Raw genomic sequence first — 24,135 nt, 5'->3', positions numbered from 1 at the left:
GGCGGGGTCAGTACGCCCGGCCGCGCATCCGGCGCCACCACATCAGCGCCACGCCGATCAGCAGCAGCCCGCCGGCGCCCGCACCCGCGGACGCGGCGATCAGGGCCGTGTCGTCCGAGCCCTCCGCGCCGGCCGGACTCAGCGCGTCGCCGAGCTGGTTGCGTACGTCGTTGCCGCCGTCCACGCCCTTGGCGAGCGGTCCGCGCGACCCCTCCGTCGGGTTCGCCAGATACGGGAAGGCCGCCCCGAACTCCTTGTCGTTGGCGTTCACCGCGTCACCCAGGTCGTTCTTCGCACCGACCAGTTCGCCCTCGACGACCTGCAGCGCGGCGTCGATCACGTCGTCCGTGAGCCGCCGCCCGTTGGGGAAGCCCGCCTTGTCCCCGTCCAGGACGCCCAGCCGCTTGGGCTCCGCGGCCGGCTCGATCGAGGTGTTGAGGCGCAGCATCTCCGACGGCGTCACATGCGGCGGCTGGTTGAGCCCTTCGACGCCCTTGAGGAAGACGTCGACGAGATCGTTGCGGGGCGTGTCGGGCGCCGGGATCTTGTAGATCGCCTCGATCAGCTTCGGCAGTTCCGGCTCGGTGACGTTCTTCAGGAACTGCGCGTCGTCCCACGGACCCGACGCGTTGAACGTGTCCTTGTCCTTCAGCGGGTTGACGACCTCGTTCACCAGCGGGTTGCCCAGCCGGGACACCTGGACGAAGTCCCCCTCGGCGTTCTTGCGCTGGGTCGTCGACCAGATCCCGACGACCGGCTGGTCCGCCGACTCGGTGATCATGTCCGTCGGGACCTGCAGCGCCAGGGAGTTGACGTTGTAGCCCTTGAGCGTGTCGTTGCCGACCTCCGAGAGGTTCCCGCCGTACAGCAGGTCGAAGACCCGCAGGTCCAGGAAGAACGGGTCGTCGGCCTGGCCCGCGAACGTCGTCGCCCCGCCCGCGAGTTCGTGCACCGCCTGCTTGCGCAGCGTGTCGTAGTCCGGCATGGACGCCTTGCCGACGTTCGACGGCGCGACCGGAACATCGTCCGCGATCTTCGTGCGGGACACCGCGTGCTGGTTCTTCAGCTTCAGCAGCTCGATGTCGTAGGTCTGCGTGATGTTGAGGTCCTGGTCGTCCAGGCTGGTGACCGGGCCCGTGTTGTAGAGGAACGTCTTGTCGTTCTTCGTGTGGGTCGTGAAGGTGTAGCGGAAGAGCAGCTCGCCCTGCGCGTCACCGTTGTTGTCGATGTGGATGTCGTACTGCGCGTCCTCGGCGAACGTGAAGAAGTTCGGACCGCCGGCCGGCTCCTCGAAGGGGATCCAGTTCCCGATGATCGTCGTGGTGTCCGGCTTGTCGGGGCTGACGAACGCGTACAGGTCCGTGTTGTCGAACTGCGGGGTGCCCGAGATCAGCGGGGCCTCCCGGTGGGAGGAGGCGGAGGCCGCCTCGGGTTCCAGCGTGGTCACACCGGCGGCTGCGAGCCCCCCGGCGGCCAGCGCACCACAGATGAGGGTCGCGAGACTCCTGCGCCCCGCACCGGTCCTGGAATTAGGTGTCATGCCGTCCGTCCTCAGTGCCGACTTGCCTTGACGCACTGGGATTCGGAGCACGCGGCGGGCCGGATTGGTCGAGTTTCCACAAACGTTCCCGGCCCTCTCCCGCCGGGCCCGAGCACCCGTAGCATTTCTCGCTGCCGACCCGCGTTTCGGGCCCGGTGATCCGTACTTCCCATCCGGAGGCTCGCGCGCTGCGAATGCCTCGTGTGACCGGGTGGCCCCGCGGGGCCGGGAGAGGGGGATGCGCGTTGGAGGCGGACGAGCTGCTGATGCTTGTGGCCGCGGGTGACCAGAAGGCCTTCGAGGACCTGTACGGGCTGGTCTCGGGGCCGGTGTACGGGCTGGTGCGGCGGGTGGTGCGGGACCCCGCGCAGTCCGAGGAGGTGGCCCAGGAGGTGCTGCTGGAACTCTGGCGCTCCGCCGCGCGGTTCGACCCCCGCCGGGGCAGCGCCCTGTCCTGGGTGCTCACCCTCGCCCACCGCCGCGCCGTCGACCGGGTGCGCAGCGCCCGCGCGGCCGGCGAGCGGGAGCAGCGCGAGGCCCGGCGCGGCCACGGCCCCGCCTTCGACCAGGTCGCCGAGGAGGTCGAGGCAGGTCTCGAACGGGAATGGGTGCGCCGCTGCCTCGACCGCCTCACCGCGATCCAGCGCCAGTCGGTCACCCTCGCCTATTACGACGGCTACACCTACCGGGAGGTGGCCGAGCGGCTGTCGCTGCCGCTGGGCACGGTCAAGACCCGGATGCGCGACGGCCTGGCCCGCCTGCGCGACTGCCTGGGAGGTGCGGCATGAGCCTGTTCGGCCGACTGACGTCCCGGGGTGACCTGCACTCGCTGGCCGCCCCCTACGCCCTGGACGCGCTGGAGCCCGCCGAGCGGGTCCGCTTCGAGAAGCATCTGCGGTCCTGCGGAAGCTGCGCCGCCGAGGTGCGCGATCTCGCCGAGGACGCCGTCCGCCTCGCCTGGTCCACGGCCGCTCCGGCGCCGCCCGCGATGCGGGACCGGGTGCTGGCCGCCGTACGCACCACCGCCCAGGAGCCCGCGGCGCAGGATTCCGCACGCGTGCGGGCGCCGCAGCTGCCGCCGCACGTCTGGGGCACCGCACCGCCGCCGCGCCCCCGTGAGCGGCGCCGGTCACCGTTGTTCGTGCCGTTCGCGACGGCCACCGCCGCCGCGGCGCTCGTCGTCGCCTCGCTGTTCGCCGTCCAGGCGGACCGGACCCAGGACCGGCTCGACGCCGAGCGCGACCGGGCGCGTGAGATCGCCCACGTTCTCGCGGCGCCGGACGCGCGCGCGAGCAGCGGCCGGGACCCGGACGGCCGCACGATCGGAGTGATCGCGTCCGCTTCCTCCCGCAGCGCGGTCGTCACTCTCGGCGGATACGGCGACCCCCCGAACGGACGTGTGCGTCAGCTCTGGCTCATGGGTCCGGGGGAGCAGCCGCGTTCCCTGGGGCTTTTCGAGGGCGACACGCCCTTGGTCGCCTCCGGCCTCGACACCTCGGCGACGTCACTCGCCGTGACCGTCGAGCCCGACGGCGGGTCACCGCAGCCGACCGGCAAACCCATCGTGCAACTCGCCCTGAAAACGGTCGGATTCGGAGAGTAATCGTCGCGGGTTCGTCAACACCCTTATGGGGAAGGTGAATCCTGTGACCTCGATACACGAGTGCCCGTACGGGGCGATAGGGTTACCCTGCCCGGGCCGGGTGGACTCGTACGGGTGGGGAGTGACATGGAACAGATAACAGTGCGCAGCAGGGCCAGGGTCCCTGCGATCACCTGCGGGAGCAGCGCGACCAGTTCGCGCCTCGACCGCCATCTCTCGGTCCTCGCGGGACCGGCCGTCCCGCAGCGCGAGACGGCGGAGGCGACCACGCTGATGCGTGAGCTGACCGCGCGTGACACCGCGCACAGCCGTGGCGCCAGGGGCGCGCGGGCTCGCACGAGCCGCGTCAAGCTCTTCGCCCCGCTGCGCCGACTGCGCCGCTCCCTGTTCGGCAGCCGGTAGCGCCCGCGCCGGACGGTCCCCGCCGTCCTGGCGCAGCGCCCCGCCTCCGCCCGTCATCCCCGCGGGCACTGAAGGGCACTCGGCGCACCAGCACACCCAGCACGTCCCCTTGCCGGCGTCCCCCGGTCCCACCCGGCCGCGATCCGGGGGCCCGCCGGCCTCACCCCTCCGCCCCGCGCGTCACCGCTTGCCGCGTGCGTACTCCCGCACCGCGAGCGGCACGAACACCGCGAGCAGCACCGCACACCAGGCCAGCGACCCCGCGACGGGATGTGCCACCGGCCAGGCCGCCCCCTCCGGCACCGGGGCGTTGCCGAACAGGTCCCGCAGCGCCGTCGCCACCGCGCTGATCGGATTCCACTCCGCCACCGCGCGCAGCCCGCCCGGCAGCCCTTCGGCCGGGATGTACGCGCTGGACAGCAGCGGCAGCAGGAAGGTCGCCCCGCCCAGCTGACCGGCCGCCTCCTCGTTCCGGGTGAGCAGCCCCAGGAAGATCCCGGCCCAGGTGCACGCGAACCGGAACAGCAGCAACAGCGCCACGGCGCCCACCGCGGCCGGCGCACCCCCCTCCACGCGCCAGCCGACCGCCAGGCCCACCAGCAGGAACGGCACCGTCCCGGCCGCCGTCACCAGCACATCCGCCACGGCCTGGCCCACCGGTACGGCGGCCCGGCTCACCGGCAGCGTGCGCAGCCGGTCCGTCACCCCGCGGTGCACGTCCTGCGCCGACTGGAACATGCCGGTCATGATCCCGCCCGCCGCCGTCGCCACCAGCAGGCCCGGCACCAGGAAGGACCGGTACTCGGCGCCCGGCACGGCGAGCGCGCTGCCGAAGACGTAGCCGAAGAACAGCAGCATGCTGACCGGCATCGTCTGGGTGAGGACCAGCAGCCCCGGGTTGTTCCGCATCCGCCGCAGCTGCCGGCCGAGCAGCGCGGTGCCGTCGTACACCAACGTGCTCATGCGGCACGCTCCTTGTCGTCGCCGGAACGGCCGGCGAAGGCACCGGGGCCCTCGGTCAGCCGCAGGAAGACATCGTCGAGGGTCGGGGGGCGCAGGCTCGCGTCGAGCAGCGGGACTCCCGCCGCGTCCAGCGTGCGCACCAGGTGCGGGAGGGTGAGTGTCGCGTCCTGGGTGACCACCCCGACCGCGTTCCGCTCCCGGTCCAGGGAGGGCTCCGAGCCGGTGAGCCGGTCCAGCACCCCGGCGGCCGCCACCAGCGCGGCCGCGTCCGCGACGACCACTTCCGCGTGTGTTCCCACCAGCGTCTTGAGTTCGGCCGGTGAGCCGGTGTGCGCCACCCGTCCCCGGTCCACCAGGGCGATGTCGTCGGCGAGCCGGTCGGCCTCCTCCAGATACTCGGTGGTGAGCAGCACGGTCGTGCCCTCGCCGGTCAGCTCGCGCACCGCCTCCCAGATCAGCGCCCGGCTGGCCGGGTCGAGGCCGGTCGTCGGCTCGTCAAGGAACAGCACCTCGGGACGGCGGATCAGGCTCGCCGCCAGGTCCAGCCGGCGGCGCATACCGCCGGACCAGCCGGACGCCGGCCGGTCCGCCGCCTCCGTCAGCCCGAACCGGTCGAGCAGTTCGGCGGCCCGCGCGGCCGCCCCGTCCACCCGGTGCAGCCGGGCGAACAGCCGCAGATTCTCGCGGCCGGTGAGATCCCCGTCGATCGAGGTGTCCTGCCCGGTGACGCCGATCCTGCGCCGTACGGCGGCGGCCTCCCGGACGAGGTCGTGACCCGCGATCCGCGCGGAGCCCGCGTCGGGCCGCAGCAGGGTGGTCAGCAGCCGGACGGCCGTGGTCTTGCCCGCGCCGTTGGGCCCGAGCACCCCGCACACGGTGCCCTCGGCCACCGCCAGATCCAGCCCTCGCAGGGCATGGACCTCCCCGAAACGCTTCTCAAGACCCTCACTAAGTACAGCGTACGTAGTAGTCATGCGCCGACCATAGCGCATTACGTACGCTGTACGTAACTACGATGGTGGGGAGGTGATGACCGATGGCGGGCCGAGCGGCCGAACCCGAAGTGATCTGGGCGCGCCCCGAGCGCACCGGCCGTGGGCCGAGACCGGCGTACACCCGCGCCGACATCGCCGCGGCGGCGGTGCGCATCGCCGACGCCGACGGCCTGGACGCGGTCTCCATGCGCCGCGTCGCCGCGGAACTGGGCTGCGGCACCATGTCGCTGTACAACTACGTCCCCCGCAAGGAGGACCTGTACGAGCTGATGGTGGACGCGGCCGGCGGCGAGCACGAGCTGTGGGAGCCCAGCGGTGACTGGCGCGCCGACATGCTCCGGGTGGCCCACCGGACGCGCTCGCTGATGCACCGTCACCCGTGGCTGCCACGTCTGATGTCGCCGGTCTACGGCCTCAGCCCCAACTCCCTGCGCTATCTCGAGCACTGCCTGGCCTGCCTGGACACGCTCCCCGCGTCCTACGGCACCAAGCTGGAGCTGATCGCGATGCTGAACGGCATCGTGACGACGTATGTCACCAACGAGCTGGCCACCGCCGAACGCACGCGCTCGCTGCCCTGGTCGCAGGAGCAGGAGGACGCCGTCCGGACCGCCTATCTGAGCGGCCGGATCGCGACCGGCGCCTACCCGCGGATGGCGGCGGCCTTCGCGGAGGACGCCGGGCCGATCGACCTGGAGGCGGTGTTCGACCGGGCGCTCACCCGAATGCTGAACGGCTTCGAGCCCCGCGACTGACCTCACAACCGGTGCGAGCCGGGCCCTGCGATCGATGCAAGTCGGCCCTCGGGCCGGCACACCAGCCTGTCTGGGGGTACCCCCTCTGGGGGAGTGCGAGGACGAGGCCCGTTCAGGGCCGAAGGGGGGGCCGGGGGCCTGCCCCCGGGGACGGGACGAAGGGGCGGCGGGGGCGAGGAAACCCTTCGGCGAGCCCCGCCAACCGCGACGGAGACAGTGGCGACCGGGACACCGGCTGTCAGAGCAGCGCGAGTTGGCCCTCCGGGCCCTCCTCGTGGGCGTCCAGGACCGAGGCCGGGCGGCGAGCGGCGGGCGGGACCGGGAGGACCCCTGCCTCGCGCAACTCGGCCGGTGTGATCGGGCGGGGCAGCTCCGTACCCGTCAACGCCTCCTGCCGCGGCCGCAGTTCGGCCAGCAGGGCGAGGACCGTGATGAGTTCCAGCAGCTCCGAGGTCCAGGCCTGGGGCCAGGTGACCGGACGGATCGCGGCCAGCGTGCCCGGCTCGCCCGGCTCCGTACGGGCCGCGAACCACTGCTCCAGCACCCGGACACCGCCGGCCTCGAAGTCCCACGCCTCGGGCGGCACGGGGGAGATGCGGCCCTCGTCGAGCAGCAGCGCCTCCTCGTCCCGGTCGTAGCGCACGGTCAGCGGCCGGGAGGGCAGCGGAGCGCGGACGTAGGGGCGGCGCCCGCCCGGCAGTTTGGGCCGTTCCCCGTCGCGTCGCATCAGCCACAGCATCCTGCGTCCCACCGTCACACCCCGCTCCCAGGCATCCGCGTCCCCGGTGAGCGGCACCGCGAGGCCCGCGGACGTCGGCCGGGCCACGGCCGTCGTCCAGGCGAGGACGTCCACGGGGGAGAGGGCGTGGCCGAGCCGGGCGGCGAGGTGACCGGTCAGGCCCGGGGCCAGATTGGGCTCGGCGGCCCCCGGGCGGCGGTACAGCGGACGGACGCGCCCCGCGCGGAGCACGGGCAGCAGGGTGGTGGCGAGCAGTGGCGGACCGGCGTCGCCGTCGGCGGCACCGCCGCGCGTGCCTCCCGCCTCCACGACGAACACCTGCCGCTCGTCCGCCACCCGCCACAGCTCCGGCCGGGCCGCGTCGATCAGCCGCTGATCGGGGATCAGCCACTGCTCGTCGAAGGGGGCGTACAGGACCCGTACCGGCTCGGCGCACGGGCCCGAGGCACGGGCCAGCCGCTCCGTGCCGCCGCCGCGCCCCGGCAGCCGGCCGACCGCCGACTGCGGGGTCCGGGAACGCGTCGACCGGAACAGGGCCTCGCGGTCCGGTCCCGTGGCCTTCACCAGGGCGTTCCAACGGGCCTTCAGGGACGCCGCGTCGGGGGCCGCCGGCCACCCCCGGCCGAGCCGCGGCGGTGCGACGGACCACGGCATGAGGTCCGCCAGCAGCGGAGCGTCGTCGTGCGTCACGCAGGGCATCGTACGGCCTGGGGCAGAGGGTGGATCAGGTGGCGTCGAGCGTCACCGTGAAGGAGAAGCGGTCGCCCCGGTAGTTGATGACGGCCACGTCCAGGGGCCGGCCGCCGGTGTCGTAGGTGACGCCCGTGTAGTGCAGGATCGGGCTGAGCAGCGGCACCTGGAGCAGTCGGGCCGTCTCCGGGTCGGCGAGCCGTGCCTCCACGGTGTCCGTGATCCGGCTGATGTCCGCCCCGACGACATCCCGCAGCACCTTGGTCATCGGCCACCGCACCAGGTCGTCCAGGTCGATGCGGGCGGCCAGTTCGGGGCGGACGTAGTTGCGGGCGTGGTTGGTCGGCTCACCCGTCTTCTCGTCGCTGCGCAGCCGGTGGTACGCCGCCGCCTCGGTCAGGTCCGGGAAGTACTCGGCGACCTCGGCCGGCACCGGCGCCGGACCGTGCCCCAGCAACTCGGTGGTCATCCCGCTCTGCTGGGCCACGATCGCGTCCACCGAGCCCAGCAGCCGCACCGGGGAGCCCCGCCGGGCGCCGGGCTCGATGAAGGTCCCGCGCCGGCGGTGGCGGGTGATGAGTCCCTCGTCCTCCAGCTCCTTGAGCGCCTGCCGCATGGTCAGCACGCTCACCCCGTAGTGCCCGGCCAGTTGTTCCTCGGTGGGCAGGCGCAGGGGGTCCTGGGGTGAGCGGCCGAGGATCGAGGCGCGCAGTGACTGCGACACCTGGTACCAGAGCGGCAACTTGCGGTTCAGGACGATCGAATCCGGAGCGAAGGAGGTCACGGGCTATCCGTACCGGTCGGAGAACGTTCAGTGCAACGGCTGGAAGTGACGCTCGAGCCCCTGCCACACATCGTCGTAGCCCTGCTGCAGATGCTCCGCGCGTGCCGCCTGGGGGGTCAGGGACACCGGCCAGCGGGTCTCGAACATGAAGGCCAGCCCGTCGTCGATCTTCTGCGGTCGCAGCTCCGCGGCGCTCGCCCTGTCGAAGGTCTCCCGGTCGGGCCCGTGCGCCGACATCATGTTGTGCAGCGAGCCCCCGCCCGGCACGAAGCCCTCCGCCTTCGCGTCGTACGCGCCCTCGATCAGGCCCATGTACTCGCTCATCACGTTCCGGTGGAAGTACGGCGGGCGGAAGGTGTCCTCGCCCACCAGCCAGCGGGGGGCGAAGACCACGAAGTCCACCCCGGCCAGTCCGGGGGTGTCGCTCGGAGAGGTCAGCACCGTGAAGATCGACGGGTCAGGGTGGTCGTAGGAGATGGTTCCCATCACATTGAACCGACGCAGATCGTAGGCGTACGGCACATGGTTGCCGTGCCAGGCCACGACATCCAGCGGGGAGTGGTCGTAGGTGGCCGACCAGAGGTTGCCGCAGAACTTGTTCACCACCTCCACCGGGCGCTCGACGTCCTCGAACGCGGCGACGGGCGCCCGGAAGTCCCGGGCGTTGGCGAGTCCGTTGGCGCCGATGGGGCCGAGATCGGGCAGCCGGAACGGCGCCCCATAGTTCTCGCACACATATCCGCGGGCGGACTCGTCCAGGAGATCCACACGGAACCGCACCCCACGAGGGATCAGTGCGATGTCTCCCGGCTCCACGTGCAGCAGCCCGAACTCCGTGCGCAGCAGCAGTCCGCCCCGCTCGGGGACGATCAGCAGCTCACCGTCGGCATCGCTGAACACCCGGTCCATCGATGCGGTGGCGTGGTACAGGTGCACGGCCATCCCGGCGCGCTGGGTGACGTCGCCGTTCCCGCCCAGGGTCCACAGGCCGGCCAGGAAGTCGGTGCCCTCGGCCGGCTCGGGCAGCGGGTTCCAGCGCAGCCGGTTGGGGTCGGGGACGGTCTGGGTGAAGGGCGCGGTGCGCAGCGCCCCGTTGCCCGTGCGGGTGAACGCGGGGTGGGCGGCCGACGGGCGGATCCGGTACAGCCAGGAGCGGCGGTTCTCCGCCCGCGGCTCGGTGAACGCCGAACCGCTCAGCTGCTCCGCGTACAGGCCGAGCGGTGCGCGCTGCGGCGAGTTGCGGCCCTCCGGCAGGGCGCCCGGGATCGCCTCGGAGCTGTGCTCGTTGCCGAAGCCGGAGAGGTGCTCCAGTCCTTCGGCCACCTTGCGCGCTTCCTCGCGCCCGACTGCTCCCGCGCGGGCGGTTCCCCCATCGGTCATGTTCGCTGCTCCCTTGCGCTCCGATTCCTATGGGACACCGTAGGATTGCGTTTTCCGCAGCGCAAGAGGGCGCGTGATCCCTCACTCCGCGTCGCCTCGCCCTCCTCTCGTCGGAGGACACGGAACCCGACTTCAGGGGGATCCGCGGCCTCGCACCGGTGTTCTACGCTCCCCGGCATGACGTGGAGGCGGAGCATCATCACCGCGCTCGCGGTCTGTGTCGCCCTGCTGGCCGGATCCGCGGGCTGTGACTCCCGTGCCGCCCAGGGGCAGGACGAGGTGTCGCCCTCGCCGGTCGGCCGGCTCCTCGACGAGCGGGACGCGGACGGGCGCCCCTATCGCGAGGTGAGCGGGGAGAACGCGCCCGAGGTGGGGGTCGAGGTCGCGCCCGACGGCGACGGCGGCTGGGACGTACGGCTGCGCGTGCGCAACTTCCGCTTCTCCCCGGACGGGGCGAGCGAGCGGGCGGTGGCCGGCCGCGGCATGGCCCGCCTCGAGGTCGACGGCCGCCGCGTCGCCCTGCTGCGCACCCCCGAATACCACCTTCCCGGCAGCTTCGTGCCGCGCGGGACACACCAGATCACCGCGCGTCTGTACGCCGACGACGGCTCGGTGTGGGCCGTGGACGGCGAGCCCGTCGAGAGCACGGCCGACATCACCGTGTCGGAGGAGGAGCCGAGCGCGGACCCGAGCGCGGAGCCCATCGCCGGGGCGGGCGTCCCGGGCGGACAGGAGCGCGACGGGGGCGTCCGGAACCGTAGCGGAGGGCGAGGTTCACCGGACGGTGCCGAGCAGGCATGATGAAGCCCGTGCCCCACGCGACATCGCTCCGCAGAGCGCCCGTGCAGCGGCGCAGCGCCGAACGGCTGGCCAGAATCCTCGACGCCTGCGCCGAACTCCTCGACGAAGCCGGGTACGACGACCTCAGCACCCGGGCCGTCGCCGAGCGGGCAGGCGTGCCCATCGGCTCCGTCTACCGCTTCTTCGGCAACAAGCGCCAGATGGCCGACGCCCTGGCCCAGCGCAACCTGGAACGCTTCACCGAACGGGTGGGCCAACGTCTCGAAGCCACCGGTGACCGGGGCTGGCGGCACGCCATGGACGTCGTGCTCGACGCCTACCTGGACATGAAGCGCACCGCTCCCGGCTTCTCCCTGGTCGACTTCGGCAACCAGATCCCGGTCGGCACCCGCAGGACCGAACCCAACCACCGCGTCGCCGGCCGCCTGACCGACCTGCTCTCCGCCTATCTGGGCCGCGAGCCCGACGAGGACCTGGGCCGCACCGTCCTCATCGCCGTCGAGACGGCCGACGCCCTCGTCCACCTGGCGTTCCGGATGGCGCCCGACGGGGACGAGAGGGTCATCGGCGAACTGCGCGGGATGCTGCGCGCCTATCTGGCCCAGGTACTGGACTGAGGCCGGCCCGCGCCACCCCCTCCCCAGCATGCGTACCGGTCGGTATGCTCGGCTCGTCCGTGCGCCACCGCCGCCGTACCGGGAGGACCCGTGTCCCGCACCGCCCTTCGCATCTGTCCGCTGTGCGAGGCCACCTGCGGCCTGACGCTCACCATCGACGACGGCCACGTCACCGGTGCCCGCGGCGACCGCGACGACGTGTTCAGCAAAGGCTTCATCTGCCCCAAGGGCGCCGCCTTCGGCGCCGTGGACTCCGACCCCGACCGGCTGCGCGCCCCGCTCGTCCGCGTCGACGGAGAGCTGCGCGAGACCACGTGGGAGGCGGCGTTCGACGCCGTGGCCGCCGGGATACGTCCCGTCGTCGAGCGGCACGGACCGCATGCCGTCGGCGTCGTCCTCGGCAACCCCAACGTCCACACCATGGCCGGCGCCCTCTACCCGCCCGTGCTCATCGGCGGGCTCGGCACCCGCAGCCTGTTCACCGCCTCCACCGTCGACCAGATGCCCAAGCACGTCTCCAGCGGACTGCTCTACGGCGACGCGAACCTCATCCCCGTACCGGACCTCGACCGCACCGACCACCTCCTGCTGATCGGCGCCAACCCGCTGGAATCCAACGGCAGCCTGTGCACCGCCCCCGACTTCCCCGGCCGGCTCAAGGCGCTCAGGGCCCGCGGCGGCACCCTCACCGTCATCGACCCCCGCCGCACCCGCACCGCCCGCCTCGCCGACCGGCACCTCGCCATCCGCCCCGGCACCGACGCGCTGCTCCTCGCGGCGATGGCGCACACCCTGCTCGACGAGGGCCTCGCCGACCTCGGCGAGCGGGCACCGCACATCCAGGGTGACGAGGAACTCGCCGCCGCACTGACCGAGTTCACACCCGAGGCGGTGGCCGCCGCCTGCGACATCGACGCCGCCGTCATCCGCACCCTCGCCCGCGAACTCGCCGCCGCCCCCACCGCCGCCGTCTACGGCCGCATCGGCAGCTGCACCGTCCCGCACGGCACCCTCGCCAGCTGGCTCGTCGACGTCCTCAACATCCTCACCGGCAACCTCGACCGCCCCGGCGGCGCCCTCTTCCCGCAGGCCGCCACCGACAGGACACCGCGCCCCGCCGGACCCGGCCGCGGCTTCGCCCTCGGCCGCTGGCACTCCCGGGTGCGCCGGCACCCGGAGGCCAAGGGCGAACTCCCGCTGTCCGCCCTGGCCGAGGAGATCGACACCCCCACCGACGAGGGCGAGCCGGTACGCGCCCTCATCGTCGTCGCCGCCAACCCGGTGCTCTCCGCCCCGGACGGCGACCGGCTCGACAAGGCGCTCGGCTCGCTCGACTTCATGGTGAGCGTCGATCCGTACCTCAACGAGACCTCACGGCACGCGGACGTCGTCCTGCCGCCGCCCCCGCCCGCGCAGAGCGCGCACCACGACTTCGCCTTCAACACCCTCGCCGTACGCAACCAGGTCCGCTACACCCGCCCGGCCGTCCCCCTGGAGCCCGGCCGCATGGCCGAGACCGAGATCCTCGCCCGGCTGGTCCTCGCCGCCACCGGCATGCACGGCGCCGACCCCGCCGCCGTGGACGCCCTGGTGATCGACCAGACCCTCGGCAAGGCGGTCCGGGACCCGCACTCCCCGGTGCACGGCCGCGACCCGAAGGAACTGGCCGCCCTGCTCACCGGCGACAACGGCCCCGAACGGCGCCTCGACATGATGCTGCGCCTCGGCCCCTACGGCGACGGCTTCGGCGCCGCCCCCGACGGCCTCACCCTCGACCGACTGCTCGCCCACCCGCACGGCATCGACCTCGGCCCCCTGCGCCCACGGCTGCCCCAGCCGCTGAAGACCCGCAGCGGAAAGGTCGAGCTGCTGCCCGGGCCGATCGCCGCCGACCTCCCCCGGCTGCGCGCCGCCCTCGACGAACGCCCCGACGGACTCGTCCTCGTCGGCCGCCGCCATCTGCGCTCCAACAACAGCTGGATGCACAACGTGCCCGCCCTCACCGGCGGCTCCAACCGCTGCACCCTCCACCTCCACCCCGACGACGCCGAACGCCTCGGCATACGGGACGGGCAGCCGGTGCGCGTCAAGGGAGCCGGGGGCGAGGTGACCGCCCCCGCTGAGGTCACCGACGCCGTCCGCCGGGGCGTGGTGAGCCTGCCGCACGGCTGGGGACACGACCGTCCCGGCACCCGCACACGGCACGCCTCGGCCGACCCCGGCGCCAACGTCAACCAGCTCCTCGACGGCAGCCTCCTCGACCCGCTGTCGGGCAACGCCGTGCTCAACGGAGTGCCCGTCGAGGTGGCCCCGCTGACCGCCGCCGTGACCGAAACGTTCGACGCTCTGACCTGAGCAAAGCTGTGACCTGGGGTTTTGCGCTTATTGCTCGCGGGCCGATGTCTTGTTGACGCCGTTCGGCCGCACCTAATGTCGTCGCACCGCCGGCCCTGGTGGGAGTTCAAGGGCGAACGTTAGGTGTCCATTCATGCTGACCATCCTCGGCTTCGCCATGATCGCGACCTTCCTGGTCCTGATCATGATGAAGAAGATGTCGCCGATCGCGGCGCTCGTGCTGATCCCCGCGCTGTTCTGCGTGTTCGTCGGCAAGGGCGCGCACCTCGGTGACTACGTCATCGACGGCGTGTCCAGCCTCGCCCCCACCGCGGCGATGCTCATGTTCGCGATCGTCTACTTCGGTGTGATGATCGACGTCGGACTCTTCGACCCGATCGTCCGCGGGATCCTCAGGTTCTGCAAAGCGGACCCGATGCGGATCGTCGTCGGCACCGCGATGCTCGCCGCGGTCGTGTCCCTGGACGGCGACGGATCCACCACGTTCATGATCACCGTCTCGGCGATGTACCCCCTGTACAAGCGACTCGGGATGAGCCTCGTGGTGATGACCGGTGTGGCCGCCATGGCCAACGGCGTCATGAACACCCTTCCCTGGGGCGGTCCGACGGCCCGTGCGGCGACCGCGCTCAAGCTCGACGCCAGCGACATCTTCGTTCCGATGATCCCCGCCCTGCTGGTCGGTCTGCTGGGCGTCTTCGTCCTGGCGTACGTCCTCGGTCTGCGCGAGCGCAGGCGGCTGGGCACGCTGACGCTCGACGAGGCACTGGTCGAGGAGAAGGAGAAGGAGACCGTGCTGGTCGGCACGGGCGGCGCGGGCACCGACGTGCCGGAGAAGGGCACCGGCGGCTCCGGCGCCGGCACGGACGCCGAGACGGCGGACGACGACTTCCAGGGACTCGACCCGCACCGTTCCACCCTGCGTCCAGGGCTCTACTGGTTCAACGCACTGCTCACCCTTACCCTGCTCACCGCCATGATCATGGAATGGCTGCCGATCCCGGTGCTGTTCCTGCTCGGCGCCGCGCTCGCCCTCTCCGTCAACTTCCCGCACATCCCCGACCAGAAGGCCCGCATCGCGGCCCACGCCGACAACGTCCTCAACGTCTCCGGCATGGTCTTCGCCGCCGCCGTCTTCACCGGCGTGCTCCAGGGCACCGGGATGGTCGACAGCATGGCCGGGTGGATGGTGGACGTCATCCCCGAGGCCATGGGCCCCCACATGGCCCTGGTCACCGGCCTGCTGAGCCTGCCGCTCACCTACTTCATGTCCAACGACGGCTTCTACTTCGGCGTCCTGCCCGTCCTCGCCGAGGCGGGTGCCGCCCACGGCGTCTCCCCGCTGGAGATGGCCCGCGCCTCCCTCGTCGGCCAGCCGCTGCACATGTCCAGCCCGCTCGTCCCCGCGGTCTACGTCCTCGTCGGCATGGCCAAGGTCGAGTTCGGCGACCACACGCGGTTCGTGGTGAAGTGGGCGGCCCTCACCTGCCTGCTGATCCTCGGGGCCGGAATCCTGTTCGGCATCATCTGAACCCCACCGGACCCAGGAGGGACCCGACCATGACGCCCGGTGGGAACCGCGGCTGGCTGCTCCGCCTCGTCATCGCCTTCGGCTTCGCGCAGGGGGCGGTGTCGATGGCCCGGCCCGCCGTCTCCTACCGGGCGCTGGCGCTGGGGGCGGACGAGAGGGCGATCGGTGTGATCGCGGGCGTGTACGCGCTGCTCCCGCTGTTCGCCGCCGTACCGCTCGGCCGGCGCACCGACCACGGACGCTGCGCGCCCCTGCTGCCGGCCGGGGTGGTGCTCATCTCCGGCGGCTGCGCACTGAGCGGCATCGCCGGCTCGCCGGTGACGATGGCCCTGTGGAGCGGAGTGATGGGCCTCGGCCACCTCTGCTTCGTCATCGGCGCCCAGTCGCTCGTCGCGCGCCAGTCCGCACCGCACGAACAGGACCGCAACTTCGGCCACTTCACCATCGGCGCCTCGCTCGGGCAGCTGGCCGGACCCGTCGCGGCGGGCGCGCTGATCGGGCCGGACATGGCCACCAGCAGCGCGCTCGCCCTGCTCGTGGCGGGAGCGGGCGGAGCGGTCGCCCTCACCTCCCTGTGGCGGATCGAACGCCCCGGAGCCCTCAAGTCCCGTACCGGACCCGGCGAACGGGTGCCGGTGCGCCGCATCCTGCGGGCCCGGGGCGTACCCGCCGGCATCCTCATCAGCCTGGCGGTGCTGTCCGCGACCGACATCCTCACCGCCTACCTCCCGGTGGTCGGCGAGCACCGGGGCATCGACCCGGCCGTCATCGGCGTGCTGCTCAGCCTGCGCGCGGCGGCCACGATCGCCTGCCGGCTGGTGCTCACGCCCCTGCTGCGGCTGCTCGGACGGACGGTGCTGCTGACGGTGACCTGTCTGCTGGCGGCGCTGCTGTGCGCGGGGGTGGCGCTGCCGGTGCCGGTCTGGGCGCTGGCGCTGATCCTGGCCGCCCTCGGCTTCTGCCTGGGCGTCGGCCAGCCGCTCTCCATGACCACGGTCGTCCAGGCCGCCCCGGCCGAAGCCCGCTCCACGGCCCTCGCCCTGCGGCTGACCGGCAACCGCCTGGGCCAGGTCGCCGCGCCCGCGGCGGCGGGTCTGATCGCGGGCGTGGCCGGTGCGGCGGCCCCGTTCGTGATGCTGGGCGTCCTTCTCCTCCTCTCCTCGGGCGTCGCCCTGCGCACCCCGGCCGGTCCGGCGGAGGACCGGCCGCCCGGCCGGGAACCCGCCCGCGACCGCTCCGGCTGCCGTACGACCCCCTGAACGGCAGTCGGGAGCGCCCGCGCACTGACAGGATGTTGGGATCACACGCTCGTACGGGGCCGCCCCGCGAGGAGCGGGCGCCGTACGCCCACGAGAGGAACCCCATGCTCATAGCCGTCCTGTCCGGTGTGCTCGTGGTCGTCGTCGGCGGATGTGTCTGTGTTGCCTGGGCGGCGCGGGGCGGTCCGCGCTGGACGCACGGCGTGGCCAGGGCGACCCTGTTGGCCGGCGAGGTGCTCCGGGTGACCCGTCCGCGCGCGGGCGCGCGGGGATCGTCGACGAACGCCTCCGACGGCGGGGAGGGCTGACGCGCGGGGATGCTCCGCGGCACGCGCTGAATCCCGGCGTCCGCTTTCTCACGGATCGGACGAAGCGCCGAGATCCCGTCCCGCATCTTCCCCCGGCCGCCTACTTTCCGTTAGCTTCCGTGACTCACACGTCCCGTACGACCCGCACGAGGCGTCCGACCGCGGAGCAACAGCGCCCTGATGAGCCCCCGGGGGCCCCCTCATGACACGCGCCATCACCCTGCACGATGTGAGCAAGGCATACACGCGAGGCGTTCGCGTGGTGGACCGGCTGTCGCTGGACATAGCGCCGGGGGAGTTCCTCGTCCTGCTCGGCCCCTCCGGCTGCGGCAAGTCCACCGTGCTCAGGATGATCGCGGGACTGGAGGAGATCGACGAGGGCCGGCTGTTCCTCGACGGCGAGTACGGCAACGACCTGCCCCCGTCCGACCGGGACATGGCGATGGTGTTCCAGAACTTCGCCCTGTACCCGAGCATGACCAGCCGCGACAACATCGGTTTCCCGCTGCGCATCGAGGCGCCCGGCACCGACCCGGCCCCGCGGGTGGACGCCACCGCCCGCATGCTCGGCATCGAGGACCTTCTCGACCGCTTCCCCGCCCAGCTCTCCGGCGGTGAACGCCAGCGGGTCGCCATGGGCCGGGCCATCGCCCGCCACCCCTCCGCGTTCCTGATGGACGAGCCGCTGTCCAACCTCGACGCCAAGCTCCGCAACCATCTGCGCGCCGAGATCTCCCAGCTCACCCGTGAGCTGGGCGTCACCACCGTCTATGTCACCCACGACCAGTCCGAGGCGATGTCGCTCGGCGACCGGGTGGCCGTGCTGCGCGGGGGCGTCCTGCAGCAGGTCGGCACCCCGCGTGCGGTGTATTCGCTGCCGAACAACGTCTTCGTCGCCGCGTTCATCGGCACCCCGCGCATCAATCTCCTCCGGGGTCTGGTGCGCGCCCCGTTGGACGGGGCGATGACCATCAGCCTGGGCAAACAGTTCCTGCGGCTGCCCGAACCGCTCTCCCTGGACCATCAGTTGCTGCGGGTCCAGCAGGGCCGGGAGGTCATCGTGGGGCTGCGCTCGGAGGCCGTCCGGATCGCCAAACCGGCCGCCGCCCGGACCGGCGAGGTGGCCCTCACCGGACTGGTGGAGCATCTGGAGTTCCAGGGCCACGAGGTGCTCGTCCATTTCAACACCGGTTCCAGTCCCGCCGTGGTGCCCGAGCTGGAGGCCCCCCGTCCGAGCCCCGAGCGCCAGGCCCGGCGCCGCCGCCGCGAGGGGGGCACGGTCCTGGAGCGACTGCGGGAACGGGCGGGGGCGCTGCGCGCCGGGTCCCTCGCCACGCTGGACGAGCCCGCGCGTCCGGATGGCGCGCCCGCCTCCGTCGAACCGCGTGTCGCCGGTGACCTCATCGTCCGCACCACCCCGGACATCCGGCTCCGGCACGGCATGCAGGTACCGCTCCTGGTCGACCTCGCCCACCTGTTCGTCTTCGACCAGCACGGCGAACGGATCTGCCCGAACCCGGACCGGCTGCCCGGCCTGGAAGAGTGACCGGGCGCGGCCGTACCCCCCTGGCGCCGGAAAACTATCATCGCTAGTTTAGGGGCCGGACGACGTGAGCAGCCGTCCCCCGACGCCCGCCCCGGAGGAAGCGCGATGAAGGCATACGACGGCATGTACATCGACGGCGCCTGGCGCCCGGCCGCCGGCCCGGACGTGATCGAGGTGGTGAACCCGGCCGACGAGCAGGTGATCGCCACCGTCCCCGCCGGCACCGTGGAGGACGTCGACGCCGCCGTGCGCGCCGCCCGTGCCGCCCTCCCGGCCTGGGCCGCCACCCCGCCCGCCGAGCGCGCCGCCCGCCTCGCCGCCCTCAGGGACGTGCTGGCCGGCCGGCAGGAGGAGATCGCGGAGACGGTGACCGCCGAACTCGGCGCGCCCCTGAAGCTCTCGGCGACCGTCCACGCGGGCGTCCCGGTCGCGGTCGCGGGCTCGTACGCCGAACTGGCGGCGACGTACGCCTTCGAGGAGCGGGTGGGGAACTCCACGGTCCTGCACGAACCGGTCGGTGTGGTCGGCGCGATCACCCCCTGGAACTACCCGCTCCACCAGATCGTCGCCAAGGCCGCCCCCGCCCTCGCGGCGGGCTGCACCCTCGTCGTCAAGCCCGCCGAGGACACCCCGCTGGTCGCCCGGCTCTTCGCGGAGGCCGTGCACGAGGCCGGGGTCCCGGCGGGCGTCTTCAACCTCGTCACCGGACTCGGTCCGGTGGCCGGCCAGGCCCTCGCCGAGCACCAGGACGTCGACCTGGTCTCCTTCACCGGCTCGACCGCCGTCGGCCGCCGCATCGGCGCGATCGCCACCGGCATGGTGAAGAAGGTCGCCCTCGAACTCGGCGGCAAGTCCGCCAACGTCGTCCTGCCGAGCGCCGACCTGGCCCGCGCGGTGAACGTCGGGGTCGCCAACGTGATGTCCAACTCCGGCCAGACCTGCAGCGCCTGGACCCGCATGCTGGTCCACCGCGACCAGTACGACGAGGCGGTGGGACTCGCCGCGGCCGCCGCCGCCAAGTACGGCGACCGCATCGGCCCGGTGGTCAGCGCCCGGCAGCGGGACCGGGTGCGCGGCTACATCGAGAAGGGCCTCGCCGAGGGCGCCCGCCTGGCCGCGGGCGGTCCCGAGGCGCCGAGGGAGAAGGGCTTCTACGTCAGCCCCACCGTCTTCGCCGACGTCACCCCGGAGATGACCATCGCCCAGGAGGAGATCTTCGGCCCGGTCCTGTCCGTCCTGCGCTACGACGACGAGGACGACGCCCTGCGCATCGCCAACGGCACCGTCTACGGCCTCGCCGGTGCCGTCTGGGCCGGCGACGAGACGGAGGCGGTGGCCTTCGCCCGGCGCATGGACACCGGCCAGGTCGACATCAACGGCGGCCGCTTCAACCCCCTCGCACCCTTCGGCGGCTACAAGCAGTCGGGCGTGGGCCGCGAACTCGGCGCGCACGGCCTGTCCGAGTACCTCCAGACCAAGTCCCTCCAGTTCTAGGAGAGTCGTGACCGCCATGGCCGTACGTGCCGCCGTTCTGCCCGCCGTCGGTGCCCCGCTGGAGGTCACCGGGATCGACCTGCCCGAGCCCGGACCCGGCCGGGTCCGCGTCCGGCTCGCCGCCGCCGGCGTCTGCCACTCCGACCTGTCCCTGTCCAACGGCACCATGCGCCTGCCGGTCCCGGCCGTCCTCGGCCACGAGGGCGCCGGCACGGTCGTCGCCGCCGGCGAGGGGGTCACCCATGTCGCGCCCGGCGACGGCGTGGTCCTCAACTGGGCCCCCTCCTGCGGCGCCTGCCCCGCCTGCGCGCGCGGTGAGGTGTGGCTGTGCGCGGGCGCCCTGGACGGCGCGGCGCAGGTGCACGCCCGCCGCGCCGACGACGGCACCGACCTGTACCCCGGGCTGAACGTCGCCGCGTTCGCCGAGGAGACGGTGGTGCCCGCCTCCTGCGTCCTGCCCGCCCCGGAGGGCGTTCCGCTCGCCGACGCCGCCCTGCTGGGCTGCGCGGTGCTCACCGGCTACGGCGCGGTCCACCACTCCGCCCGGGTGCGGCCCGGTGAGACCGTCGCGGTGTTCGGCGTCGGGGGAGTGGGGCTCGCCGCCCTCCAGTCGGCCCGGATCGCGGGCGCCTCGACGATCGTCGCGGTCGACGTCTCCCCGGCGAAGGAGGAACTCGCCCGTGCCGCGGGGGCCACCGACTACCTCGTCGCCTCCGACACCACCGCCCGGCAGATCCGTGCCCTCACCGGCAAGGAGGGCGTGGACGTGGCCGTGGAGTGCGTCGGCCGCGCGACCACCATCCGCACCGCCTGGGAATCCACCCGGCGCGGCGGACGCACCACGGTGGTCGGCATCGGCGGCAAGGACCAGCAGGTCACGTTCAACGCCCTGGAGATCTTCCACTGGGGCCGGACCCTCTCCGGCTGCGTCTACGGCAACTCCGACCCCGCCCGGGACCTCCCGGTGCTCGCCGGACACATCCGGGCCGGCCGCCTCGACCCGGGCGCCCTGGTCACCGAACGGATCGCCCTCGACGGTATCCCGGCCGCCTTCGACAACATGCTCGCCGGCAAGGGCGGACGGGCGCTGGTGGTCTTCTAGCCCGTACGGCCACGAGCCGCCCCGGCCCCCGTCGCGAGGCCGGGGCCTCCGGCATACCCGGGTTCGCCATCGGTGCCCGGTACAGGCAAAAACTGTCGTCGCACGACCCGTTGACGTCCATACCGTCCGGTCAGTATGTTCCCCGGAACCCGGGCCTCCTGTTCCGCTGTTCCGTCCCCGTACCCATCGGAGCGCGCACGTATGGACACCGCACCTTCCGCCCAGCCGCTCACCGCCACCACTCCCGCCGCCCCCAACCGCCGCAGGGTCGCCACGGCCGCCGCCCTCGCGTCGGCCGTCGAGTGGTACGACTACTTCGTCTTCGGTATCGCCGCCGCACTGGTCCTCGGCGACCTGTACTTCCCCGCCGGCAGCCCCACCGCCGGGGTCCTGGCCTCCTTCGCCACCTTCGCCGTCGGCTTCCTCGCCCGCCCCATCGGCGGCATCGTCGCCGGCCAGCTCGGCGACAAGCGCGGCCGCAAACCGATGCTGGTCCTCGCGCTCACCGTGATGGGCCTGGCCACCACCGGCATCGGTCTCCTGCCGACGTACGAGACCATCGGCGTCGCCGCTCCCGTCCTCCTCGTCCTGCTCCGCGTCGCCCAGGGCGTCGCCGTCGGCGCCCAGTGGGGCGGAGCGATGCTGCTGGCCACCGAGTACGCCCCCGAGGGCCGGCGCGGGGTGTACGGCAGCGTGGTCCAGCTCGGCGTGCCCATCGGGGTGGTGACCGCCAACTCCGTGTTCCTGCTGGCGGGCGCGTTCACCACGGACGGCGCCTTCAGCGCCTGGGGCTGGCGTCTGCCCTTCCTCGTCGGCGTGTTCGTGCTCGCCCTCGCCTGGTACATCCACACCCGGGTCGAGGAGACGCCCGAGTTCCGCGAGGCCGAGAAGGCCCTGGCGGAGAAGGAGAGGACCGAGCAGAGCTCCCCGCTGCGCACGATCCTGCGCGACCACCTGGGCACGGTGTTCCTGGCCGGCGGCTCCTTCGCCGTGAACACCGCGACGTTCTACATCCTCATCACCGGCGTCCTCGACTACACGACCCGCGAACTGGACATGGACAAGGGCGCGGTGCTGACCGTCTCCCTCTGCGTCAGCCTGACCCAGCTCGTGCTGATCCCGGCCTCCGCCGCCCTGTCCGACAAGGCCGGCCGGATCCGGATCTACACCGTCGGCGCGGTCGGCATCGCGCTGTGGGCCGTCCCCCTGTTCCTGCTGATCGACACCGGGTCCCTGCTCTGGCTCGGGGTCGGCACCTTCGTCGCGAGCTGCTTCCTGAGCATCATGTACGGCCCCCAGGCCGCCCTGTTCGCCGAGCTGTTCACACCCGAGATGCGCTACACCGGGGCCTCCCTCGGCTACCAGATCGCCGCCGTGGGCGGGGGCGGGCTCGCGCCGTTCGTCATGGTGCTGCTGCTGGAGGCCACGGACACCTCGATGGCCGTCTCCGGCTACATCATCGTCCTGTCACTGATCGCCCTGGGCTCCATCAAGATCCTCGCGGACCGGGCGCGTTCACGCTGAGTCCCGGGCCCGCGCGGGCCGCGGCTCCCCGGCCGTCCGCGGGGGAGCCGCGGCCGTCGCCGTCCTCGACCGGGACCGCGACACCGCCACACCCGCCAGACACAGGGCGCCGCCCACCAGGGTCAGCGCTCCCGGCACCTCGCCGAGCGCCAGCCAGGACATCAGCACGACCAGGGCCGGCACCGCGTAGGTCGTCGCCCCCATCCGTCCGGCGGTCGTCCGGGCCAGGGCGTAGGCCCAGGTCGTGAACGCGAGGGCGGTCGGGAACACACCCAGGTAGACCATGTTGAGCGTGGCGGACAGGGGCGCGTCGGCGGCCTCCCCCACGAGCTGCCCGGCGAACGGCAGACAGGCCACGGCTCCCACCAGGCACCCGTACGTCGTCACCTGCAACGGGCTCGCCGAGCTCAGCGCCGGCTTCTGCGCGACGACCCCCGCCGCGTACGCCACGGCCGCCAGCAGACAGAGCACCACTCCGAGCACCGAGGACCCGCCCGAGCCGGACATCGACAGGCCCACGGTCACCGCGCCCGCGAACGACACGGCCATCCCCGCCAGCAGCCGCGGCGGCATCGAGTCCCCGAGCAGCCGGGCGCCGAGCAGCGCGATGAGGATCGGCCCGATGTTCACCACCAGCGCGGCCGTACCGGCGTCGACCTGCTGCTCGCCCCAGTTGAGGGCCACCATGTAGAACCCGAACCAGAGCAGCCCCGATATCAGGATCCCCCGCCACGCCGACCGGTGCGGCGGCCCCACCCGCCGCACCAGGCAGATCGCCCCCAGCGTCAGCGCCCCGGCCAGCAGCCGCCCGAGAGCCAGCGCCCCCGGGGAGTACGAGGTCCCCGCACTGCGGATGGACACGAAGGCGGAGGCCCACAGCACCACGGTGACCGCGGCCGCGCAGGCCGCGAGCACCTCGGCGCGCGGGGCGGGACGTGAGGAGACGTTCATCATGCTCCCGAGGCTAGGAGGTCGAAGGAGGGGAGGCTCGCGGATTTCGGACAGGGCGGCCCGGGGTCAGCGCAGCGTCTCCGCGTCGATGCCCAGCAGCTCCGACAGGGCGTGAGCGCCCGCCCGGGTCACCTTCACCGCACGCTCGGAGCCGATGCGCACGCACCACTGCTCGTCCAGGGCGTGTCGGCACAGGGCCGCGCCCGCGACTCCGGCGAGGTGGGGGCGGCGTTCCGTCCAGTCGAGACAGGCGCGGGCCAGGGGGCGGCGGCCCCGGCGGTCGAGACCGATGCCGGCCGAGCGGAACCAGCCCAGTCCCGCGTCGGTGAGCGCGAACCCGGTGTCCTGACGCAGCAGCCCCCGATCGGTGAGGGCGTCGGTGACGGCGATGCCGAGCCGTCCGGCGAGATGGTCGTAGCAGGTGCGCCCGCGGGCCATGGCGGAACCGGCGCCGGACTGCCGCAGGGTGCGCGGGGGTTCGGCGGCGCCCGGGGCGACCTGCGCGGCCAGGTCCTCCACCAGCTGGGCGACCCGCGCGTCGGCGAGCCGTACGTACCGGTGCCGGCCCTGGCGTTCCTCGGCCAGCAGCCCGCCCGCGACCAGCTTGCCCAGATGCTCGCTCAGCGTGGACGCGGCGACCCCGGAGTGCCGGGCCAGCTCGCCCGCCGTCCAGGCCCGCCCGTCCAGCAGCGCCAGCAGACACGCGGCCCGGGTCTCGTCGGCGATCAGCGCGGCGAACCGGGCCAGCCCCGCCGCCCGGGGATCCTTCCTGCTCATGTCACCCAGCATGCGGCAC

At 72.9% G+C, this 24,135-nt stretch carries 22 protein-coding genes; 14 read left to right on the top strand and 8 right to left on the bottom strand.

Features of this window, described 5'->3' with window-relative positions:
• Positions 1–7: 7 nt before the first annotated feature.
• On the bottom strand, positions 8–1,540 hold the full coding sequence (locus ACZ44S_RS08205) for a DUF4331 domain-containing protein (RefSeq protein WP_466925801.1): 1,533 nt from the start codon (positions 1,538–1,540) through the stop codon (positions 8–10).
• 245 nt (positions 1,541–1,785) lie between these two features.
• On the opposite strand from ACZ44S_RS08205, the gene ACZ44S_RS08200 reads away from it, so the two are divergent.
• The 3 genes from ACZ44S_RS08200 (at position 1,786) to ACZ44S_RS08190 (ending at position 3,545) form a co-directional block, all read left to right on the top strand.
• Complete coding sequence (locus ACZ44S_RS08200) at positions 1,786–2,328, top strand: sigma-70 family RNA polymerase sigma factor (protein WP_466925799.1); 543 nt, start codon at positions 1,786–1,788, stop codon at positions 2,326–2,328.
• Complete coding sequence (locus ACZ44S_RS08195) at positions 2,325–3,143, top strand: anti-sigma factor (RefSeq protein ID WP_466925797.1); 819 nt, start codon at positions 2,325–2,327, stop codon at positions 3,141–3,143. Before ACZ44S_RS08200 ends, ACZ44S_RS08195 begins: the two co-directional genes overlap by 4 nt.
• Before the next feature lie 126 nt (positions 3,144–3,269).
• Positions 3,270–3,545, top strand: coding sequence for a hypothetical protein (locus tag ACZ44S_RS08190; protein WP_190166236.1), 276 nt, complete (start codon positions 3,270–3,272; stop codon positions 3,543–3,545).
• A 180-nt stretch (positions 3,546–3,725) separates the two neighbouring features.
• Here ACZ44S_RS08190 and ACZ44S_RS08185 read toward each other — a convergent pair whose 3' ends face one another.
• Positions 3,726–4,508 (bottom strand): ABC transporter permease, encoded by a 783-nt coding sequence (locus ACZ44S_RS08185; protein WP_466925795.1) that lies wholly within the window; start codon positions 4,506–4,508, stop codon positions 3,726–3,728.
• A complete protein-coding gene (locus ACZ44S_RS08180; RefSeq protein ID WP_466925793.1) occupies positions 4,505–5,482 on the bottom strand; it encodes an ATP-binding cassette domain-containing protein in 978 nt (325 codons plus the stop codon). Before ACZ44S_RS08180 ends, ACZ44S_RS08185 begins: the two co-directional genes overlap by 4 nt.
• A 62-nt stretch (positions 5,483–5,544) precedes the next feature.
• Here ACZ44S_RS08180 and ACZ44S_RS08175 point away from each other — a divergent pair, with 62 nt between their 5' ends.
• A complete protein-coding gene (locus ACZ44S_RS08175) occupies positions 5,545–6,258 on the top strand; it encodes a TetR/AcrR family transcriptional regulator (protein WP_466925791.1) in 714 nt (237 codons plus the stop codon).
• Between the two features lie 238 nt (positions 6,259–6,496).
• Here the strand turns inward: ACZ44S_RS08175 and ACZ44S_RS08170 are convergent, their stop codons facing one another.
• Genes ACZ44S_RS08170 through hmgA form a run of 3 tightly spaced genes read right to left on the bottom strand, consistent with a single transcriptional unit; the run spans position 6,497 to position 9,851 of the window.
• Positions 6,497–7,696, bottom strand: coding sequence for a type ISP restriction/modification enzyme (locus ACZ44S_RS08170; RefSeq protein WP_466925789.1), 1,200 nt, complete (start codon positions 7,694–7,696; stop codon positions 6,497–6,499).
• Positions 7,697–7,721: 25 nt separating this feature from the next.
• Positions 7,722–8,471 carry a GntR family transcriptional regulator gene (locus tag ACZ44S_RS08165; RefSeq protein WP_466925786.1) on the bottom strand — a complete coding sequence of 250 codons (750 nt, stop codon included), beginning with the start codon at positions 8,469–8,471 and terminating at the stop codon, positions 7,722–7,724.
• Positions 8,472–8,498: 27 nt separating this feature from the next.
• Complete coding sequence (gene hmgA, locus ACZ44S_RS08160) at positions 8,499–9,851, bottom strand: homogentisate 1,2-dioxygenase (protein WP_466925783.1); 1,353 nt, start codon at positions 9,849–9,851, stop codon at positions 8,499–8,501.
• A gap of 177 nt (positions 9,852–10,028) precedes the next feature.
• Here hmgA and ACZ44S_RS08155 point away from each other — a divergent pair, with 177 nt between their 5' ends.
• From ACZ44S_RS08155 to ACZ44S_RS08110, 10 genes are all read left to right on the top strand, one after another.
• The gene (locus tag ACZ44S_RS08155; RefSeq protein WP_466925781.1) at positions 10,029–10,652 is read left to right on the top strand and encodes a hypothetical protein; all 624 of its coding nucleotides are present in this window, start codon (positions 10,029–10,031) and stop codon (positions 10,650–10,652) included.
• Positions 10,652–11,269, top strand: coding sequence for a TetR/AcrR family transcriptional regulator (locus tag ACZ44S_RS08150; protein WP_466925974.1), 618 nt, complete (start codon positions 10,652–10,654; stop codon positions 11,267–11,269). Before ACZ44S_RS08155 ends, ACZ44S_RS08150 begins: the two co-directional genes overlap by 1 nt.
• A 90-nt stretch (positions 11,270–11,359) precedes the next feature.
• On the top strand, positions 11,360–13,624 hold the full coding sequence (locus ACZ44S_RS08145) for a molybdopterin oxidoreductase family protein (RefSeq protein ID WP_466925780.1): 2,265 nt from the start codon (positions 11,360–11,362) through the stop codon (positions 13,622–13,624).
• Between the two features lie 133 nt (positions 13,625–13,757).
• A complete protein-coding gene (locus ACZ44S_RS08140; RefSeq protein ID WP_466925777.1) occupies positions 13,758–15,155 on the top strand; it encodes a CitMHS family transporter in 1,398 nt (465 codons plus the stop codon).
• A 29-nt stretch (positions 15,156–15,184) separates the two neighbouring features.
• Positions 15,185–16,414: an MFS transporter gene (locus ACZ44S_RS08135; protein WP_466925774.1), complete on the top strand. Its 1,230-nt coding sequence runs from the start codon at positions 15,185–15,187 to the stop codon at positions 16,412–16,414.
• Between the two features lie 104 nt (positions 16,415–16,518).
• Positions 16,519–16,722 (top strand): hypothetical protein, encoded by a 204-nt coding sequence (locus ACZ44S_RS08130; protein WP_466925772.1) that lies wholly within the window; start codon positions 16,519–16,521, stop codon positions 16,720–16,722.
• A 202-nt stretch (positions 16,723–16,924) separates the two neighbouring features.
• Positions 16,925–18,268, top strand: coding sequence for an ABC transporter ATP-binding protein (locus ACZ44S_RS08125; protein ID WP_466925770.1), 1,344 nt, complete (start codon positions 16,925–16,927; stop codon positions 18,266–18,268).
• Positions 18,269–18,373: 105 nt separating this feature from the next.
• Complete coding sequence (locus ACZ44S_RS08120) at positions 18,374–19,762, top strand: aldehyde dehydrogenase family protein (RefSeq protein ID WP_466925767.1); 1,389 nt, start codon at positions 18,374–18,376, stop codon at positions 19,760–19,762.
• Between the two features lie 16 nt (positions 19,763–19,778).
• On the top strand, positions 19,779–20,864 hold the full coding sequence (locus tag ACZ44S_RS08115; protein WP_190166393.1) for a Zn-dependent alcohol dehydrogenase: 1,086 nt from the start codon (positions 19,779–19,781) through the stop codon (positions 20,862–20,864).
• A 201-nt stretch (positions 20,865–21,065) separates the two neighbouring features.
• Positions 21,066–22,388 carry an MFS transporter gene (locus ACZ44S_RS08110; protein ID WP_466925764.1) on the top strand — a complete coding sequence of 441 codons (1,323 nt, stop codon included), beginning with the start codon at positions 21,066–21,068 and terminating at the stop codon, positions 22,386–22,388.
• Here ACZ44S_RS08110 and ACZ44S_RS08105 read toward each other — a convergent pair.
• Entirely contained in the window at positions 22,380–23,342 is a 963-nt protein-coding gene (locus ACZ44S_RS08105; protein WP_466925761.1) for a DMT family transporter, read from the bottom strand. The two genes, ACZ44S_RS08110 and ACZ44S_RS08105, sit on opposite strands and share 9 nt — an antisense overlap.
• A 63-nt stretch (positions 23,343–23,405) precedes the next feature.
• Positions 23,406–24,116, bottom strand: coding sequence for an ArsR/SmtB family transcription factor (locus tag ACZ44S_RS08100; RefSeq protein ID WP_466925759.1), 711 nt, complete (start codon positions 24,114–24,116; stop codon positions 23,406–23,408).
• Positions 24,117–24,135: the final 19 nt, after the last annotated feature.

The organism is Streptomyces malachitofuscus, from assembly GCF_055571035.1.
This window is presented reverse-complemented; position numbering and strand designations above follow the sequence as displayed.

Bases quoted from the DNA above. Each gene is read 5' to 3' on its own strand.
- ACZ44S_RS08135 (WP_466925774.1), top strand. From the start codon at position 15,185: ATGACGCCCGGTGGGAACCGCGGCTGGCTGCTCCGCCTCGTCATCGCC.
- hmgA (WP_466925783.1), bottom strand. From the start codon at position 9,851: ATGACCGATGGGGGAACCGCCCGCGCGGGAGCAGTCGGGCGCGAGGAA.
- ACZ44S_RS08105 (WP_466925761.1), bottom strand. From the start codon at position 23,342: ATGATGAACGTCTCCTCACGTCCCGCCCCGCGCGCCGAGGTGCTCGCG.
- ACZ44S_RS08195 (WP_466925797.1), top strand. From the start codon at position 2,325: ATGAGCCTGTTCGGCCGACTGACGTCCCGGGGTGACCTGCACTCGCTG.
- ACZ44S_RS08130 (WP_466925772.1), top strand. From the start codon at position 16,519: ATGCTCATAGCCGTCCTGTCCGGTGTGCTCGTGGTCGTCGTCGGCGGA.
- ACZ44S_RS08110 (WP_466925764.1), top strand. From the start codon at position 21,066: ATGGACACCGCACCTTCCGCCCAGCCGCTCACCGCCACCACTCCCGCC.
- ACZ44S_RS08175 (WP_466925791.1), top strand. From the start codon at position 5,545: ATGGCGGGCCGAGCGGCCGAACCCGAAGTGATCTGGGCGCGCCCCGAG.
- ACZ44S_RS08125 (WP_466925770.1), top strand. From the start codon at position 16,925: ATGACACGCGCCATCACCCTGCACGATGTGAGCAAGGCATACACGCGA.
- ACZ44S_RS08180 (WP_466925793.1), bottom strand. From the start codon at position 5,482: ATGACTACTACGTACGCTGTACTTAGTGAGGGTCTTGAGAAGCGTTTC.
- ACZ44S_RS08170 (WP_466925789.1), bottom strand. From the start codon at position 7,696: ATGCCCTGCGTGACGCACGACGACGCTCCGCTGCTGGCGGACCTCATG.
- ACZ44S_RS08100 (WP_466925759.1), bottom strand. From the start codon at position 24,116: ATGAGCAGGAAGGATCCCCGGGCGGCGGGGCTGGCCCGGTTCGCCGCG.
- ACZ44S_RS08190 (WP_190166236.1), top strand. From the start codon at position 3,270: ATGGAACAGATAACAGTGCGCAGCAGGGCCAGGGTCCCTGCGATCACC.
- ACZ44S_RS08155 (WP_466925781.1), top strand. From the start codon at position 10,029: ATGACGTGGAGGCGGAGCATCATCACCGCGCTCGCGGTCTGTGTCGCC.
- ACZ44S_RS08140 (WP_466925777.1), top strand. From the start codon at position 13,758: ATGCTGACCATCCTCGGCTTCGCCATGATCGCGACCTTCCTGGTCCTG.
- ACZ44S_RS08185 (WP_466925795.1), bottom strand. From the start codon at position 4,508: ATGAGCACGTTGGTGTACGACGGCACCGCGCTGCTCGGCCGGCAGCTG.
- ACZ44S_RS08115 (WP_190166393.1), top strand. From the start codon at position 19,779: ATGGCCGTACGTGCCGCCGTTCTGCCCGCCGTCGGTGCCCCGCTGGAG.
- ACZ44S_RS08120 (WP_466925767.1), top strand. From the start codon at position 18,374: ATGAAGGCATACGACGGCATGTACATCGACGGCGCCTGGCGCCCGGCC.
- ACZ44S_RS08150 (WP_466925974.1), top strand. From the start codon at position 10,652: ATGAAGCCCGTGCCCCACGCGACATCGCTCCGCAGAGCGCCCGTGCAG.
- ACZ44S_RS08205 (WP_466925801.1), bottom strand. From the start codon at position 1,540: ATGACACCTAATTCCAGGACCGGTGCGGGGCGCAGGAGTCTCGCGACC.